Origin of the sequence: Acidiphilium sp. 20-67-58, assembly GCF_002255515.1 — a bacterium.
In the GTDB taxonomy this organism is placed as follows: Bacteria; Pseudomonadota; Alphaproteobacteria; order Acetobacterales; family Acetobacteraceae; genus Acidiphilium.
Genome location: NZ_NCAS01000011.1, coordinates 20,920 through 35,051, shown reverse-complemented (window position 1 = coordinate 35,051; position 14,132 = coordinate 20,920). Strand labels below are relative to the sequence as shown.

Here is a 14,132-nt window from a genome sequence, read left to right as displayed (position 1 = left end):
CACCCATACTGCCCCTGTCGAGGAGATCCGCCATGATCGAGTTCAACGTCGAAGGCATGACCTGCCAGCATTGCGTCCGCGCCGTGACCGGGGCGGTGCAGGCGGTGCATCCGGGCGCCGAGGTCGCGGTCGATCTTGCCGCCGGCACCGTGCGCATCCCCGCCGCCACCGCCGCCGAGGCCGCCGCCCTCGCCGCCGCGATCGAGGAAGAGGGCTACAAGGTGAAGCCCGCCGCCGCCTGACCCGCGCCGTGCCGATGCCGGCCGCCCGCCATCTGCTGCTCGTCGGCGCCGGCCATGCCAGCATCGCGGTGCTGCGCGACCTGGCGCAAGCACCGCATCCCGGCCTGCGCGTCACCGTGCTGACCCCGTCGGAAAGCCTGTCCTATTCCGGCATGCTGCCCGGCATCGTCGCTGGCGGCACCGATCCGGCAGCGGGACGGATCGACATCGTCCGCCTCGCCGCCGCCGCCGGCGCCACCCTCTGCCTCGACCGCGCAACCGGCCTCGACCCCGATGCGCGCCGCGTCCTCCGCGCCGGCGGCGAGGCGCTCGGCTACGACCTGCTGGCCCTCGATATCGGCGCCCCGCCCGCTTCACCCGCTGCCGATGGCGTCATCCCGGTCCGCCCGCCGGACGCCCTGCTCGCCCATCTGCCGGCGCTGGACGCCGCGTCGTCCCGCCCCGCGCCGTTCCACCTCGCCGTGGTCGGCGGCGGTGCCGCCGGGGTCGAACTCGCCTTCGCCCTCGCGCACCGGCTGCGCGCCCGCCGCGCCGCCACCGGGGCCGATCCGGCGACGCTCTCCCTCACCCTGCTGCCCGGCCCATCCGGCCTCTTGCCCGGCCTGCCGCGCCGCGCCGCAAGCCTGGTCGCCGCCCGCCTCGATGCCTGCCGCATCGCGCTCGGCCCGCCGGCGCGCGCCGGCATCCCGCGGGCGGGGCAGATCCCGCTCGATGACGGAACCAGCCTCGCCGCCGATGCCGTGGTCTGGGCCGCCGGCGCCGCCGCCCCCGCCTGGCTGCGCGGCAGCGCCCTCGCCCTCGATCCGGCGGGGTTCGTCGCCGTCGCCCCGACGCTGCGCTCCCGCTCGCACGATACCGTCTTCGCCGCCGGCGACATCGCCGGCTTTGGCGCCCTCGGCGTGCCGAAATCCGGGCTCTACGCGGTCCGCCAGGGTCCGGTGCTGGCCGAAAACCTTCGCCGCGCCCTCGCCGGGCTGCCGCTCCGCCGCTTCCGCCCGCAGCGCGCCGCCCTCTACCTCCTCGCCACCGGGCCGGACCACGCGATCGGCACGCGCAACGGCCTCGTCGTCTCCGGCGCCTGGGTGCGGCGCTGGAAAGACCGGATCGACCGCCGCTTCATCGCCTCCTACGCCATACCCTGACCCTACCCCGGTCGAACGCGCGCCACCCCCTTGCCCGCCGGGCCGATCCGCGTCAGAGACATCGCCGCACCAGAGCACGTTCCGATCCATCAGGATCGGATAAAGCTGCTCTAACACCTCTGATCGCAGCATATAAAAGGAGGCGGCAAGCCAGCCATGAGCGAAACGGTCCACGACATCCTGAGTGCCCATACCGGCGCCCGCGCCATCGCCGCGCCCGCGCGGCTCCCCTGTTCCGGCCCCGCCCTCGCCGCCCTGGCGGAGGAGGTGCGCACCGCGCTCAACGCGCGCGGCATCGGCCGTGGCGATCGTGTGGCCATCGTCCTGCCGAACGGCCCCGCCGCCGCGACCGCCTTCGCCGCCATCGCCGCGATGTGCTGCGCCGCCCCGCTCAACCCGGCCTACAAGGACCAGGAATTCGAATTCTATCTCGATGACCTGAAGCCCCGCGCCGTCATCGTCGCCGCCGGCACCGACAGCCCGGTGCGCGGCGTCGCCGCCAGGCTCGGCATCCCCCTGCTCGACCTCGCCGAGGACGAGTCCGCCCCCGCCGGCGTCTTCACGCTCGACGTCTCAGCCCTGCCCGAAACCCCGGCCGCCAACCCCGGCCCGGCCGAACCGGAGGACGAGGCGCTGGTCCTGCACACCTCCGGCACCACCGCGCGTCCCAAGATCGTCCCGCTGCGCAGCAAAAACCTCGCCGCCTCGGCGCGCCACATCTCCGCCAGCCTCGCCCTCGCGCCGGACGATCTCTGCCTCAACGTGATGCCGCTGTTCCACATTCACGGCCTGATCGCGGCAACCCTCGCCTCGCTGCGCGCCGGCGCCGCCGTCTGCTGCACGCCCGGCTTCAACGCCTTCCGCTTCTTCTCCTGGCTCGAGGAGGAAACCCCCACCTGGTACACGGCGGTGCCGACCATGCACCAGGCGATCCTGCTTCGCGCCCCCGAGGACGACGCGGTCAGGGCGCTCGCCCGGCTGCGGTTCATCCGCTCCTCCTCCGCCTCGCTGCCGCCGCAGGTGATGGCGGCGCTGGAGCAGAAATTCGGCGCCCCGGTGATCGAGGCCTACGGCATGACCGAGGCCGCCCACCAGATGGCCTCCAACCCGCTGCCGCCGCGCGCCCGCAAGGCCGGCTCGGTCGGCATCGCCGCCGGCCCCGAAATCGCGATCATGGACGATGACGGCACCCTCCTGCCGCAGGGCGAAACCGGCGAGGTCGTCATCCGCGGTCCCAACGTCACTGCCGGCTACGCCGCCAACCCCGACGCCAACGCCAAGGCCTTCGCCAATGGCTGGTTCCGCACTGGCGACCAGGGCATGCTCGACCCCGAGGGCTATCTCTTCCTCACCGGCCGGCTCAAGGAGCAGATCAACCGCGGCGGCGAGAAGATCAGCCCGCTGGAGGTCGATGTCGCCCTGCTCGACCATCCGGACATCGCCGAGGTCTGCACCTTCGCCATCCCGCACGACAAGCTGGGCGAGGACGTCGCCGCCATCGTCGTCCCCCGCGCCGGCACCGCGCCCGACCCGCAGGCGATCCGCGATTTCGCCGCCGGCCGCCTCGCCGCCTTCAAGGTGCCCCGCCGCATCCTGATCATGGAGGCGATCCCCAAGGGCCCGACCGGCAAGGTCCAGCGCGTCGGCCTCGCCGCCCGCCTCGGGATCGAGGCATGACCAGCATCTGCGTCTTCGGCGCCGGGGCCATTGGCGGCCTCGTCGCCGCCCGGCTGCAAGCGGCCGGCACCGATGTCTCGATCGTCGCCCGCGGCCCGCATCGCGCCGCCATCGAGGCCAACGGGCTTCTGCTCCTCTCCGGCGGGGAAAAAATTCTCACCCGCCCCCGCGTGGCCGACGCCGCCGAACTCGGCCCGCAGGATTATGTTCTCATCACGCTCAAGGCCCAGGGCATCGAGCCCGCCCTGCCGCAACTCCGCCACCTGATCGGCCCGCAGACCACCATCATCGCCGCGATCAACGGCATCCCCTGGTGGTATACCTACGGCCTGCCTGCCCCCTTCACCGACCGTCGGATCACCGCGGTCGATCCCGAGGGCGCGGTCTGGGCCGCGCTGCCCCCGGCGCAGACGCTCGGCTGCATCGTCTACCCCGCCGCCGAGATCGTCGAGCCCGGCGTGGTCAACCACACCTATGGCGACCGTTTCGTCCTCGGCGAGCCCGATGGCGCCCGCACCGAGCGCGCCGCCCTGATCAGCCGCCTGATGATCGAGGCCGGCCTCAAGGCGCCGGTCCGCCCCCGCATCCGCGACGACATCTGGGTCAAGCTCTGGGGCAACATGGCCTTCAACCCGATCAGCGCGCTGACCGGTGCGACACTCGACGTCATCACCGCCGACCCCGGCACCCGCGCCCTCGCGCGGGGGATGATGCTCGAGGGTGCGGCCATCGCCGAGGCGCTCGGCGTGCGCTTCGCCATCGATGTCGAGAAGCGGATCGATGGCGCGGCCGAGGTCGGCGCGCACAAGACCTCGATGCTCCAGGATCTCGAGCGCGGCCGCCCGATCGAGATCGAGGCGCTGCTCGGCGCCGTGGTCGAGATGGCCGCCTGGGTCGACCTGCCGGCCCCCACCTGCGCCGCCGTCCTCGCTTTGGTACGCCAGCGTGCCAAAATCGCGGGCGTTTGATCACATCCATGTGAATAACGCATAATTGAACCCGAAAACTGGCGATCTCGTAACCTGGTTTGAATAAGAAGCGTTCGGCGCCGAACAATCGTCGGACCGCCCGCGCCGGCCCCGTGCCGGCGCGGGCTCAATCAAACCAATGAGAGACGCCCAATGACACCCACTGTCTTCAGTCTTCCAACCTCGGCCTATGTGCCCCTCGGCCTCGCCTTCTTCGGCCTCGGCACCGGCTATCTGATCTATGGTCCGCAGGAGCTCTTCGGCTTCCCGGAACGCTCGCCTGCGGTCGATTGGGCCAATGGCTGGTACGGCGTCTGGATGCCCGGCTTCCTGCAATTCCTCTGCGGCACCTACATCCTTGTCGGCCTGACCTGGTTCCACGTTTTCCACGGCGCCCCGCTCTACGCGGCCGGCATCCTCACCTCGGTCTTCGGCGTTCACTGGTTCGCCATCGGCCTGAGCCGCATGCGCCAGGGTGACATGCGGGTGAACGGCTTCATGGCGGTCGCCTTCTTCCTCGTCTCCGTCCTCGGCCTGATCGTCTTCGCCGAAGCGGGCGACATTCCGGTGGCCATCCTCTTTGTTGGCCTCTGCTGCGTGTATTTCTCCGGAATATTTTCCTATTTCGGCGTCGCCGCCCCGTTCAGCCTCCGCGCCCAGGGCTTCTTCCACACCGTCACCGGCTTGTGGCTGATGTATCTCACCTACGGCATCGTGCTGAACCTCGCCCTCGGCTGGCACGTCGACATCTGACACCCCGCACCCCCAACCCCTGAACGCGTACACGGCCGGAGTTTCGCTCCGGCCGTTCTGCATTTCGTTCCGGAGTTCTGCTCCGGCCGTTCTGTATTTCGCTCCGGAGTTCTGCTCCGGCCGTTCTGTATTTCGCTCTGGCGTTCTGCTCCGGCCGTTCTGCATTCCGCGCGCTCCACAGCCGCAAAACCCCGCCCTCGGTTGCCCGCGCGTCGCCCCCCACCTATACCGGCTGCAAAACCCCGCACGCGCACAGGAACTCCCGATGGCCAGCTACCAGTATGTCTATGTGATGAAAGACCTCACCAAGGCCTTCCCCGGTGGCCGCGAGGTCTTCAAGGGCATCACCCTTTCCTTCCTCCCCGGCGTCAAGATCGGCGTTCTCGGCGTCAACGGCGCCGGCAAATCCACCCTGCTGAAAATCATGGCCGGCATCGAGAAGGAATTTGGCGGCGAGGCCTGGGCCGCCGAGGGCGCCCGCGTCGGCTACCTCCCGCAGGAACCGCATCTCGACCCGACCCTCACCGTCGGCGAGAACGTCGCCCTCGCCTTCGCCGACATGCGCGCCGCCCTCGCCCGCTTCAACGAAATCTCCGAAGCCTTCATGGAGCCGATGGACGACGAGCAGATGAACGCCCTGCTCGCCGAACAGGCCACCCTCCAGGAAAAGATCGACGCCGGCGACGGCTGGGAGCTCGACCGCCAGATCGATATCGCGCTCGACGCCCTTCGCTGCCCCCCGTCCGACGCCGCCGTCACCAACCTCTCCGGCGGTGAGCGCCGCCGCGTCGCCCTCTGCCGCCTCCTCCTCGAGAAGCCCGACCTCCTCCTCCTCGACGAACCGACCAACCATCTCGACGCCGAATCCGTCGCCTGGCTCGAAAAGACCCTGCGCGCCTACACCGGCACCGTCATCCTCGTCACCCACGACCGCTACTTCCTCGAAAACGTCACCAACTGGATCCTCGAACTCGAACGCGGCCGCGGCTACCCGTTCGAGGGCAACTACACCTCCTGGCTCGAACAGAAACAGAAGCGCCTCGCCCAGGAGGAAAAGGAAGAATCCGCCCGCCAGCGCGCCCTCAAGGAAGAGCGCGAATGGATCGGCGCCTCCCCCAAGGCCCGCCAGGCGAAAAACCAGGCCCGCATCAGCCGCTACGAGGAAATGCTCGCCAAATCGAGCGAGCAGGTCTCCGGCGTCGCCGAAATCGTCATCCCCCCCGGCCCGCGCCTCGGCGGCACCGTCATCGAGGCCCAGGATCTCCGCAAGGGCTTCGGCGACAACCTCCTGATCGACGGCCTCTCCTTCAAGCTCCCCCCCGGCGGCATCGTCGGCGTCATCGGCCCCAACGGCGCCGGCAAATCCACTCTCTTCAAGATGATCACCGGCGTCGAAAAACCCGATGCCGGCTCCTTCGTCGTCGGCGACACCGTGAAACTCGGCTATGTCGACCAGTCGCGCGACAGCCTCGATGACAACAAGACCGTCTGGGAGGAAATCTCCGGCGGCACCGACGTCATCCACCTCGGCAAGCGCACCGTCCCCTCCCGCGCCTATGTCGGCGCCTTCAACTTCAAGGGCTCCGACCAGCAGAAGAAAGTCGGCATCCTCTCCGGCGGCGAACGCAACCGCGTCCACCTCGCGAAAATGCTCAAGGGCGAACACAACGTCATCCTCCTTGACGAACCCACGAACGATCTCGACGTCGATACGCTGCGCGCCCTGGAAGAAGCCCTCGCCGAATTCGCCGGCTGCGCCGTCATCATCTCGCATGACCGCTGGTTCCTCGATCGCCTCGCCACCCACATCCTCGCCTTCGAGGGCGACAGTCACGTCGAATGGTTCCAGGGCAACTTCCAGGATTACGAGGAAGACAAACGCCGCCGCCTCGGCGCCGACGCTACCGAACCCCACCGCATCAAATACCGCCCCCTCACAAGGTAGCCAGCGGATGCAGGGTCTTGGTTCCGGGCCCACGCAGGGGGTTCCACCCCCTGCACCCCCGCCAAGGGCTGAGCCCTTGGAACCGCGCTCGCGTTTTGGTTTTGGGGAGGGCGTGTCCCTGCCTTTACCAAGGCAATTGCCCGGATGCCCTCCCCAAAACCAAAACGAATGGATTCCAAAGGCTCCGCCTTTGGCTTGGTTCAGGGGCAGCGCCCCTGATGGGGCCCGGGGCAAGGCCCCGCCATTTCCATGACCATCAACCCGACATGGCAGATCACCACCGGGCGGTTGCGGCTCGATCCGGTGGGCTGGTCCGATGTCGAGGATCTCGTCGCCCTGAAAACCGACCCCCGCGCCTTCGCCCTGATGCTCGGCGGGGTCCGCACCCGCGAACAGGCCGTGGCCGAACTGGCGGAAGACATCGCCGCCTGGGGCGCGCAAGGCTTCGGAATCTGGACCATCCGCGGCCGCACCACCAACGCCTTCCTCGGCATCACCGGCCTCGCCGACCGCCCGGACGGCCGCGGCATCGCGCTCCGTTTCGCCCTATGGCCCGAAGTCCGCGGCGCCGGCCTCGCTCGCGAAGCCGCCAGCGCCGCCCTCCGCTACGGCCACGACCGCGCTCATTTGCGCCGCATCATCGCCATCGCCCGCGCCGACAATTTTGCCAGCCGCACCGTCCTCGGCGCCATCGGCATGACCGAATCCGACTCTTTTCTCCGCAACGGCGTGCAGATGCTGGTGTATGAGAGTGTCTCGAAAAACGAGAGATCGCTGTTGGACGGCTGAAATCGGCGGCCCCGCACCGCCCCGATTGTTTCCCGTGAAACATTCCCCGCAACCGGCCGGGTCATCGACCCACACCCTCACCGCACGCCACAGCAACCCTGTCGGTAAATAATCCGTGCCCTCATCCCAGAAACTATCAAAATATTAACGTCCCGTTCACCGCTTCCGCGCGCCAAACCTGAGTCTCTTCTGTATAAAAATGTGTCATTACGCAGAGGGACCGAGCGGCATGCGTGTCCTCGTCGTCTATTATTCCCGGACAGGAACCACCGCGCGCATCGCCAGCATGATCGCCGGCGAATTCGGCGCTGATCTGGAAACCATCCGCTGCCCCGCCTGCGCCTACGGCATTCCTGGCGCGTTCCGCGCGCTCGGCACCTGCCTTGGCGGCCACCCGCCCGAAATCCTCCCGACCACGATCAACCCCGCGAAGTACGAGCTGCTCATCCTTGGAACCCCGGTCTGGGCTTTCTCCCTCGCCGCCCCGCTCCGCGCCTGGCTTGCCGTCAGGGGCCGCAACCTGCCCGCCTGCGCCGCCTTCGCCACCGCCAGCGCCACCGGCTTCCGCAGTACCTTCGCCGCCATCGAAACCCTCACCGGCCAGACACTCCGCGCCACCCTCGCCATCACCGCCGAAGACATTTGCGCCGGCCGCGAACACCTCGCCACCCTCCGCTTCGCCGACACCCTGCGCGAAACGACAACCCGCCTCTGGCGCCACGCTCCGCCGCGTGCCGCCCACCGCCATGAAACCTTTCTCGGCTGGTAGCCCCTCTCCGGCACAAGGAATGTCGTCCTGTCCCACCCGCCGCGAGGAAAGGATCATATTCCTATAAAACCGATGGGAATATCGTCATGGAGCACGTTCCGATCCTCTGGGATCGGATGTAGTGCTCTATCATATTGATAATTGTCGCCCCTCAGGCCGGCTGCGGCCCGCCCGGCTTGCGCGCCTGCACGCCGAAATATTCGACATATCCGGCAAAGCGCGGCCGCAGCCGCTCGGCGTTGATGCCGAAATCCGCCAGCCGGTAGCGGTTCCGCCCATAGCCGCCGCGCGGCGCCGCGCCGAGATACTGCCGCATCGCCGTCTCCGCCGCCGGGGTGAACGTCTCGCCAAACCGCGCGTAAATCCCCGCAACCGCCCCGATCGGGTCCGCCGTCAGCGCCTCGTACTGGATATTGACCAGCCGTTCCGCCGGCACCGCCCCGCTCTGGTCGAACGCCACCAGGCGCCGCGCTCCGTCGATCCACCGCTCCGTCACCTGCCGGCCGATTTCCGCCGGGTCGATGTCCCGCAGGAACGGCCGCCGCAGCACCTCCGTCATGTGCGCGACCGAGGCAAACACATGCACCGGGTCGCGGTGCACCACCACGAACCGCGCATCCGGATAGGTCTTCAGGATCGCCTTCACTGAAAACGTATGCTCCGGGCATTTCAGCGCCCAGAACCGTCCGCCGGTTCCGTGCTGCATCGCCTGCAGCCATTGCTTGTGAAACGCGAAGGCCGGCCCGTCATCCTCGGCGTCGAGCCATGCGGTGTAGCTCGGCACCCGGAACGTCGTGTCGAACCGCAGCGAGTGGAACACATGCGCGGTGATCTCGCTGCATTCCTGCGGGCTGTCCCCCTCGATCGGGTGGATCGCCGGAAACTCCGGCGCCATGCCGGCGAACATGTCGAGCTGCCGGTTGGTCCGGCGCACCGCGGCACTGCGCCGCGCATCGAACCCCACCGGCCGCGCCGCCGGATACAGCGTCTGCCAAACCCGCGGCACCAGCACCTCGGGGTCCTGGCCGAACAGCGTGTGCAGGAACGTCGTCCCCGAGCGCGGCAACCCCATGATGAAAACCGGCGCCCGCACGGCCTCCCGCCCGATCGCTGTGCTCGCCGCGTGCATCCGCCGGATCGCCTCGGCATTCCGCGCCAGCCGCATCAGGTCGTAGCGGACCGAAACCCGCCCGAACAGCGAAAGCCGCGTCTCCGCCGCGAGCGAGGCGACCAGCCGCTCCAGCCCCTCGCGCGCGAAATCCGGCATCGCACCGCCCGCGGCGGCGGCAATCCGTGCCGCGTCCAGCGCCGGCACCCCGCGCGGCAGCACCCGCTCCGCCGCGCCGAACCCGGCCGACAGCAGCCGGAATTTCAGACTCTTTCCCGGTCGTCGCGATGGCGGCTCCGGCACCGGATCCCGCGGCATGGTCGGCTCACTTCCGTTCGATCAGCTCGATCTTGTAGCCGTTCGGGTCCTCGATGAACGCGATCACCGTCTTGCCGAACTTCACCGGCCCCGGCTCGCGCGTGATCTTCACGCCGGCGGCGCGGAGCTTGTCCACCGCAGCATAGATATCCGGCACACCGAGGGCGAGATGTCCAAAAGCGGTGCCCTGGTCATACGCCTCGACGCCGTAATTGTAGGTCAGCTCCAGCACCGTGTGCGTCGCCTCGTCGCCATAGCCGACGAAGGCGAGCGTATACTTGCCATCCGGCACGTCGGAGCGGCGCAGCTCCTTCATCCCGAGCAGCCCGGTGTAGAAGGCAACGCTCTCATCGAGGTTCCTCACCCGGATCATCGTGTGCAGATACTGGAAATCGCTCATGACTGTCTCCCTTCGGTCCATCGCGCGGCACGCGGATCGATCCCGAGCAGGAACAGCCCGGCGGCGTCGGCGGCGCGCGTCATCGCCTCGCGATCCATCAATATGGCACCGCCGGCCTCGAATGCGATCCCGCGCAATCCTGCTTCCACCACCCCCTGCACGGTCTTGACACCGAGGGTCGGCAGATCGGCGCGGCGGTCCTGCCCGGGCTTGACCAGCTTCACCAGCACGCCGCCCGGCCCCGGCCGCCGCAGCGTGGCCGCGCGCGCCAGCATCGCGTCGGTCCCCTCCACCGCCTCGACCGCGAGCACGATGCCCTGCTGCACCACCGCCCCCTGCCCGACATCCGCGGCGCCGAGCGCATGCACCACGGCAACGCCGCGCGTGATGTCCGCGAGTGCGGCGGCATCCGGCGCGGTCGCGCTCAGCAAGCCTTCCGGCGCCAGCACCTCGCCGATCACCTCATGCGCGCCGATCACGGTGAACCCTTCCTCGCCCAGCACCCGCACGATGGCGGCGAGCAGCCCGTCATCCCCGGCGAAGGCGGCCCGGCCGATGCGCGCCAGCAGCTTCGCCCCCATCGCGTCCGGCCGCAGGTCGAGCAGCGAGGGCCGCTTCACCGGGCCGGCCAGCACCAGCTCGCGGCAGCCGGCGGCGCGCAGTGCTGCGATCGCGGCACCCACCGCGCCGACGCGGATCGTCTCGTGGGGAAACACCCCCACCACCGCGGGATCGGCATAGGAATCGAGGGCGACGATGAACACGTCCCGCCCGCCGGCGCGCGCCGCCGCGGCAACCCGCCCGGGCAGGGTGCCGCCACCGGCGACGATGCCGAGCGGCGTCGCCGCCCGGCTCATGCCCTCGCCGCGCGCATCCGCGCTCACGTCTCGGCGTCGTCGCCGTGGCGGGTCGTGCTGCGGATCAGGCCGCGCTTGCTCGGCGCATCGATGAAGGCGAGGATTTCCGCGAGATATGGATCATCCCCGGCGCCGCCGCGCAGCGCCTCGACCCGCGCGGCGAACGTGCCCTCGCCCTGGAACAGCAGGCGATAGGCGTTGCGCAGCCGGTGCTGGCCTTCCTTGTCGAGCCCGCGCCGGCGCAGCCCGACGATGTTGAGCCCGTGCAGCCGCGCGCGATTGCCGATCACCGAGCCATAGGGGATCACATCCGCCTCGACGCCGGAGGCGCCGCCGACCATGGCGCCGGTGCCGATCCGCACGAACTGGTGGATCGCGGTGGCGCCGCCGATGATCGCGCGGTCCGCGATCTCGACATGCCCGCCCATCACCACGTTGTTGGCGATGACGATGTTCTCGCCCAGCGCGCAATCATGCGCGACATGCACCACCGCCATCAGCAGGCAGCCGGCGCCGACGCGGGTGATGCCGGTGCCCGTCACGGTGCCGCGATGGATGGTGCAATGCTCGCGGATGACGCAGTTCGGCCCCAGCTCGGTGCGCGTCGGCTCGCCCTTGTATTTCAGGTCCTGCGGCGCGAGGCCGATGGTGGCGAAGGGAAACACCGTGGTGCCGGCGCCGATGCGGGTATGCCCGTCGACGACGACATGCGAGACGAGTTCGACCCCGTCTTCCAGCACCACATCCGGGCCGACCGTGCAGAACGGCCCGACACTGACACCCGCGCCGATCGTGGCGCGCGGATCGATCGACGCTGTCTGGTGGATCATGCCTCGCCGGCTTTCCGGTCCATGATCATCGCGGCGAAGCTCGCCTCGGCGACCGCCACCCCCTCGACCCTGGCGACCGCGTTGAACTTCCAGACATTGCCGCGGTTGCGATCCTTGGTGACATGGATGCGCAGCACGTCGCCGGGCACCACCGGGCGGCGGAACTTCGCCCCCTCGACCGACATGAAATAGACCACCTTGCCGGCCTCCTCGGGGCCGAGCGTCTCCACCACCAGCACCGCCGCGGTCTGCGCCATGCTCTCGATGATGAGCACGCCCGGCATCACCGGATGGCCGGGGAAATGGCCCTGGAAGAAATGCTCGTTGACCGAGACGTTCTTGACGCCCACCGCCGAGACATTGGGCTGCAGCTCCACCACCCGGTCGATCAGCAGGAACGGGTAGCGATGCGGGATCGCATGCATGATCCCGGCGATATCCACCGTGATCCCCCCTGGCTGTGGTGCCGTGGTGTCTGTCGCGCTTCGGTCCATGTCAGAGCGTCCGTGTCCCGTTCGTGTTGTGGATGATCCGGTCAGGATTTGGCGTCCCGCTCCGGTGCGGGCGGAGCATGCCTCAATCCGCCGCGCCGCGCAAAGCGCCGCAATGTCGCGACCTCGCGCATGAACTCCTTCGCCGGCCGCGCCGGGCTGCCGAGCAGGTCGATCCCCGGCCTGACGTCGGACATCACACCCGCCTGCGGGCCGATGCGCGCGCCCTTGCCGAGGGTGAGATGGCCGGACACCCCGGCCTGGCCGGCCAGCACCACGAAATCCTCCAGCGTGGTCGAGCCCGAGATGCCGACCTGCGCCACGATCACGCAGCAGCGCCCGATCCGCACGTTGTGGGCAATCTGCACGAGATTGTCGATCCGCGTGCCCGCGCCGATCACGGTATCCTGCGCCGAGCCGCGGTCGATCGTGGTGTTCGCGCCGATATCGACGTCATGCTCGATGATCACCCGGCCGAGCTGCGGAACCGAAAGAAACCCGTCCTTCGTGGTGGCGAAGCCGAACCCTTCCTGGCCGATCCGCACGCCGGGATGGATCATCACCCGGTCGCCGATCAGCGCGTGGCTGACGCTCGCCCCGGCGCTGACGATCACGCCCTCGCCCAGAACGCAGCCCGGCCCGATCACCGCGTGCGGGCCGATGCGGCAGCGTGCGCCGATGCGCGCCCCCGCGCCGATCACCGCGAAGGGTCCGATCTCGGCCGCTTGGTCGATCTCCGCCCCCGCGCCGATCACCGCACTCGGATGGATGCCCGCCACCGCCACCGGGGCGGGGTGGAACAGCGCGCAGGCCCGCGCCCAGGCTTCATAGGGGGTGGGCGTGACCAGGCACGCCACCGTCGCGGGTGCTGCGGCCGCCATCTCGGGGCGCATGATCACCGCCCCGGCGCGGGTTTCGGCCAGCAGCGGCAGATATTTGCGGTTGTCGAGAAAGCTGACATCGCCAGCGCCGGCGGTCTGCAACGGGGCGACGCCGGAAAGGCGCTGCCCCGCATCCGCGACCCTGGTCCCCGCCGCCGTTGCCCTCGCCACCGTGGCCCCCGCTACCGTCGCTCCTGCAGCCGCGGCGATTTCCGCCAGGCTGAAGGGGCCGCTGCGGGCGAAGAACCGCGCATCGCCCGGCCGCGGATCGGTCGCGCCGGTCATCGCGGCTTACTTCTTCTTCGCGGCCTTGTGCGCGCCGTGCGCCATCTTCGGCACGACCGAGGGCGGCACCGCGACCTGCGGCAGGATCTTGTTGAGCTGGTCGGCAACTTCCTTGGTGATGTCGAAGGCGTTGACGTTCAGCGCCACCTGCGAGCGGTGCAGCACGAGGTTCATGCCATGCGCCTGCGCCACCTGGCGGATCACCGCGATCAGCGAGCTTTCGATCTTGCCGAGCGCCGTGCGGGCCGACACTTCGATGGCGACGCTGCGGTTATGGAAATCGAGCTGCGCCTGCTCGATCTCGTGCTGGAGCTTCTGCTCGCGCGCGGCCAGCGCCGGCTTCGAGAGCTTGCCCTTCTCGGCGATGATGGCGTGCTGCTCGCCTTCCCACTTCTTCTGGTCGGCCTGCGCTTCCTCGGCGAGTTTCTGCCGCCGCTCGTTGATGATCTTCTCGACGCCCTGCCCATCACCGCGGCGGGCGGCGCCTTTTCCTTGGGCAGCGGGGCGAGCTGCGGGATCGGCGGCAGTTTCTCGGGCGGCACCTGCTGCACGCCGGGCTGCTGCCCGGCGGGCGCCTGCGGCTGCTGGGGCAGTGGCGTATGGATCGGCGCGGTGTGCGGCGCCTCCACCTTCGGCTTCGGGATGAAATACCCCTTGCCGGTTTCGGACTGTGCGTG

15 protein-coding genes are annotated in these 14,132 nt (G+C 69.2%); 8 read left to right on the top strand and 7 right to left on the bottom strand.

Annotation, left to right across the window (positions count from 1 at the left end):
* Window positions 1-32 precede the first annotated feature (32 nt).
* The 8 genes from B7Z76_RS05740 to B7Z76_RS05705 all read left to right on the top strand — a co-directional run bounded on the left by B7Z76_RS05740 (window position 33) and on the right by B7Z76_RS05705 (window position 8,285).
* A complete protein-coding gene (locus tag B7Z76_RS05740) occupies window positions 33-242 on the top strand; it encodes a heavy-metal-associated domain-containing protein (RefSeq protein WP_174503516.1) in 210 nt (69 codons plus the stop codon).
* 14 nt (window positions 243-256) lie between these two features.
* Window positions 257-1,384, top strand: a complete 1,128-nt coding sequence (locus B7Z76_RS05735; RefSeq protein ID WP_291342881.1) for an FAD-dependent oxidoreductase — start codon at window positions 257-259, stop codon at window positions 1,382-1,384.
* 156 nt (window positions 1,385-1,540) lie between these two features.
* Complete coding sequence (locus B7Z76_RS05730) at window positions 1,541-3,061, top strand: acyl--CoA ligase (protein ID WP_291342706.1); 1,521 nt, start codon at window positions 1,541-1,543, stop codon at window positions 3,059-3,061.
* The gene (locus tag B7Z76_RS05725) at window positions 3,058-4,029 is read left to right on the top strand and encodes a 2-dehydropantoate 2-reductase (protein ID WP_291342704.1); all 972 of its coding nucleotides are present in this window, start codon (window positions 3,058-3,060) and stop codon (window positions 4,027-4,029) included. The genes B7Z76_RS05730 and B7Z76_RS05725 overlap by 4 nt, the downstream gene beginning before the upstream one ends.
* Before the next feature lie 153 nt (window positions 4,030-4,182).
* Window positions 4,183-4,782 carry a hypothetical protein gene (locus B7Z76_RS05720; RefSeq protein WP_291342702.1) on the top strand — a complete coding sequence of 200 codons (600 nt, stop codon included), beginning with the start codon at window positions 4,183-4,185 and terminating at the stop codon, window positions 4,780-4,782.
* Between the two features lie 265 nt (window positions 4,783-5,047).
* Window positions 5,048-6,727, top strand: coding sequence for an energy-dependent translational throttle protein EttA (gene ettA / locus B7Z76_RS05715; protein ID WP_174503512.1), 1,680 nt, complete (start codon window positions 5,048-5,050; stop codon window positions 6,725-6,727).
* A gap of 249 nt (window positions 6,728-6,976) precedes the next feature.
* Window positions 6,977-7,516: a GNAT family N-acetyltransferase gene (locus tag B7Z76_RS05710; RefSeq protein ID WP_291342700.1), complete on the top strand. Its 540-nt coding sequence runs from the start codon at window positions 6,977-6,979 to the stop codon at window positions 7,514-7,516.
* A 229-nt stretch (window positions 7,517-7,745) separates the two neighbouring features.
* Window positions 7,746-8,285 carry a hypothetical protein gene (locus tag B7Z76_RS05705; RefSeq protein WP_174503510.1) on the top strand — a complete coding sequence of 180 codons (540 nt, stop codon included), beginning with the start codon at window positions 7,746-7,748 and terminating at the stop codon, window positions 8,283-8,285.
* A gap of 151 nt (window positions 8,286-8,436) precedes the next feature.
* On the opposite strand, the gene B7Z76_RS05700 is transcribed toward B7Z76_RS05705, so the two are convergent.
* From B7Z76_RS05700 to B7Z76_RS05670, 7 genes are read right to left on the bottom strand one after another with little or no spacing between them, the layout of a single operon-like run.
* Window positions 8,437-9,711, bottom strand: coding sequence for a sulfotransferase (locus B7Z76_RS05700; RefSeq protein ID WP_291342699.1), 1,275 nt, complete (start codon window positions 9,709-9,711; stop codon window positions 8,437-8,439).
* Between the two features lie 7 nt (window positions 9,712-9,718).
* Window positions 9,719-10,111 carry a lactoylglutathione lyase gene (gloA, locus tag B7Z76_RS05695; protein WP_174503508.1) on the bottom strand — a complete coding sequence of 131 codons (393 nt, stop codon included), beginning with the start codon at window positions 10,109-10,111 and terminating at the stop codon, window positions 9,719-9,721.
* Entirely contained in the window at window positions 10,108-10,968 is an 861-nt protein-coding gene (locus tag B7Z76_RS05690; protein ID WP_174504842.1) for an LpxI family protein, read from the bottom strand. The genes gloA and B7Z76_RS05690 overlap by 4 nt, the downstream gene beginning before the upstream one ends.
* Before the next feature lie 23 nt (window positions 10,969-10,991).
* The gene (gene lpxA / locus B7Z76_RS05685; protein ID WP_291342696.1) at window positions 10,992-11,798 is read right to left on the bottom strand and encodes an acyl-ACP--UDP-N-acetylglucosamine O-acyltransferase; all 807 of its coding nucleotides are present in this window, start codon (window positions 11,796-11,798) and stop codon (window positions 10,992-10,994) included.
* Window positions 11,795-12,292 carry a 3-hydroxyacyl-ACP dehydratase FabZ gene (fabZ, locus tag B7Z76_RS05680; protein ID WP_174503506.1) on the bottom strand — a complete coding sequence of 166 codons (498 nt, stop codon included), beginning with the start codon at window positions 12,290-12,292 and terminating at the stop codon, window positions 11,795-11,797. The genes lpxA and fabZ overlap by 4 nt, the downstream gene beginning before the upstream one ends.
* Window positions 12,293-12,333: 41 nt before the next feature.
* Window positions 12,334-13,455, bottom strand: a complete 1,122-nt coding sequence (gene lpxD, locus B7Z76_RS05675; RefSeq protein ID WP_291342693.1) for a UDP-3-O-(3-hydroxymyristoyl)glucosamine N-acyltransferase — start codon at window positions 13,453-13,455, stop codon at window positions 12,334-12,336.
* 6 nt (window positions 13,456-13,461) lie between these two features.
* Window positions 13,462-13,899: an OmpH family outer membrane protein gene (locus B7Z76_RS05670; protein ID WP_291342879.1), complete on the bottom strand. Its 438-nt coding sequence runs from the start codon at window positions 13,897-13,899 to the stop codon at window positions 13,462-13,464.
* Window positions 13,900-14,132: the final 233 nt, after the last annotated feature.

What these genes read in the sequence shown, in the direction of transcription:
- B7Z76_RS05705 (WP_174503510.1), top strand. Translation starts at nt 7,746, where the DNA reads ATGCGTGTCCTCGTCGTCTATTATTCCCGGACAGGAACCACCGCGCGC.
- B7Z76_RS05740 (WP_174503516.1), top strand. Translation starts at nt 33, where the DNA reads ATGATCGAGTTCAACGTCGAAGGCATGACCTGCCAGCATTGCGTCCGC.
- B7Z76_RS05690 (WP_174504842.1), bottom strand. Translation starts at nt 10,968, where the DNA reads ATGAGCCGGGCGGCGACGCCGCTCGGCATCGTCGCCGGTGGCGGCACC.
- B7Z76_RS05720 (WP_291342702.1), top strand. Translation starts at nt 4,183, where the DNA reads ATGACACCCACTGTCTTCAGTCTTCCAACCTCGGCCTATGTGCCCCTC.
- B7Z76_RS05735 (WP_291342881.1), top strand. Translation starts at nt 257, where the DNA reads ATGCCGGCCGCCCGCCATCTGCTGCTCGTCGGCGCCGGCCATGCCAGC.
- fabZ (WP_174503506.1), bottom strand. Translation starts at nt 12,292, where the DNA reads ATGGACCGAAGCGCGACAGACACCACGGCACCACAGCCAGGGGGGATC.
- gloA (WP_174503508.1), bottom strand. Translation starts at nt 10,111, where the DNA reads ATGAGCGATTTCCAGTATCTGCACACGATGATCCGGGTGAGGAACCTC.
- B7Z76_RS05725 (WP_291342704.1), top strand. Translation starts at nt 3,058, where the DNA reads ATGACCAGCATCTGCGTCTTCGGCGCCGGGGCCATTGGCGGCCTCGTC.
- B7Z76_RS05700 (WP_291342699.1), bottom strand. Translation starts at nt 9,711, where the DNA reads ATGCCGCGGGATCCGGTGCCGGAGCCGCCATCGCGACGACCGGGAAAG.
- B7Z76_RS05710 (WP_291342700.1), top strand. Translation starts at nt 6,977, where the DNA reads ATGACCATCAACCCGACATGGCAGATCACCACCGGGCGGTTGCGGCTC.
- ettA (WP_174503512.1), top strand. Translation starts at nt 5,048, where the DNA reads ATGGCCAGCTACCAGTATGTCTATGTGATGAAAGACCTCACCAAGGCC.
- lpxA (WP_291342696.1), bottom strand. Translation starts at nt 11,798, where the DNA reads ATGATCCACCAGACAGCGTCGATCGATCCGCGCGCCACGATCGGCGCG.
- B7Z76_RS05730 (WP_291342706.1), top strand. Translation starts at nt 1,541, where the DNA reads ATGAGCGAAACGGTCCACGACATCCTGAGTGCCCATACCGGCGCCCGC.
- lpxD (WP_291342693.1), bottom strand. Translation starts at nt 13,455, where the DNA reads ATGACCGGCGCGACCGATCCGCGGCCGGGCGATGCGCGGTTCTTCGCC.